General features: G+C 48.8%; 1 protein-coding gene and 1 pseudogene. One reads left to right on the top strand and one right to left on the bottom strand.

The genetic code is table 11. The features are described from left to right. Positions 1 to 955, top strand: a 955-nt coding sequence (locus R7Q47_RS24400) for a divalent metal cation transporter (protein WP_318089804.1), incomplete at its 5' end; no start/stop codon positions are given. Positions 956 to 1,024: 69 nt separating this feature from the next. On the opposite strand, the pseudogene R7Q47_RS24395 reads toward R7Q47_RS24400, so the two are convergent. Then, positions 1,025 to 1,421 (bottom strand): annotated as a pseudogene (locus R7Q47_RS24395) (RNA polymerase-associated protein RapA); the annotation flags it as partial.

Here is a 1,421-nt window from a genome sequence, read left to right as displayed (position 1 = left end):
CAACACCGCAGCATTGTTGATGTTTAGTGCGAGCTTGCTGGGTTACTTCATACCGTTTTCACTGTCGATGGCATCGTTGAGCATCATCGTTTTGGTCACGTGTTTGATCATCTTATTCGCCGGCCATTACAAAGCACTCGACACACTTTCGAAAGTGATCATGTCCGTGCTCACCATTGCAACGCTGCTTGCAGTTGCAATTGCGTTTGGTAACCCAGTGGAACCCGTCGCGAACTTTGAATCGCCTTCCCCTTGGTCAATTGCGGCAATTGGTTTCATCGTGGTTACGATGGGGTGGATGCCAGCACCAATTGAGATTTCGTGTTTAACCTCAGCGTGGCTAAAGCGCCAGTCGAGTCAGCAAGAAGTAACACCTCGCTCTGCTCTGTTTGACTTCAACGTTGGCTACATCGGTACAGCCGTTTTGGCGCTAGTGTTTGTTTCGCTCGGTGCGTTAATGCTGCACGGTTCTGGAATTGAACTGAAGAGCTCCGGGGTAGGCTTCTCGCATCAGTTGGTTGGCTTGTACGCTTCGACCATCGGTGAATGGTCACGTTACTTAATCGCAGTGATCGCTTTCTTCTGTATTTTCGGCAGCACAATTACCGTTATTGACGGTTACTCGCGCGTAATTGCCGACTCACAACGCCTGTTGCGTTCTCAAGCGGAAACCGATCCAAAAGCAACGTCAGCGATTATGTTGGCGGTATCATTGCTGGCGCTGGGTATTGTCGTATTCTGGGCATCGGCACTGCTACCTATGCTCGACTTCGCGATGGTTCTGGCGTTTATGACGACACCATTCTTCGCGCTACTGAACTACATCTTAGTGAGCAAAACGGACTTGCCGGAACCGCTGGCGGTGGGACGCAAACTGAAATGGCTATCGATTGCTGGGCTGATTTACTTGTTTGGCTTCTTAGCTTTGTTTATTTGGTGGAAGTGGTTGATGTAATCCGCAGGCAAACCGTAGATAAAGAAAAAGGTCTTCGATTGAAGACCTTTTTTAATGCGTTTTACGCGATTAGTTGTGGCTCACCACAATCAGACGGAGCGAATCTAGCTGCACTTGAGCTTGATTGATGTAACCAGTCAGCTCTTTGATTTGCGCTTCAATCGCTTCAATCTCTTCATCACGAATGTTTGGGTTCACCGCTTTCAAAGCTTGTAAACGCTCTAGCTCCGCATTCAAGCTTTGTTGCATGTCTTGCTGCGCTTGCTTACGAACGGCTTCCACTTTCTCTTCAACCAGCACATCACCCGCTTCAATCAAACGGTGCACGTCTTTTTGCACAGACGTCACCAGCTTGCTGCCAAGATGACGGTTTACTGGGCTAAGTTGACGGTTGAAACCTTCAAACTCCACTTGAGCCGACAGATCGTTACCACGCGAGTCCATCATCAGACGGATTGGTGTTTTC

This window comes from Vibrio sp. Vb0349 (assembly GCF_033338975.1).
The sequence above is the reverse complement of the archived record's forward strand: the minus strand, read 5'-3'. Positions and strand labels throughout refer to the sequence as shown.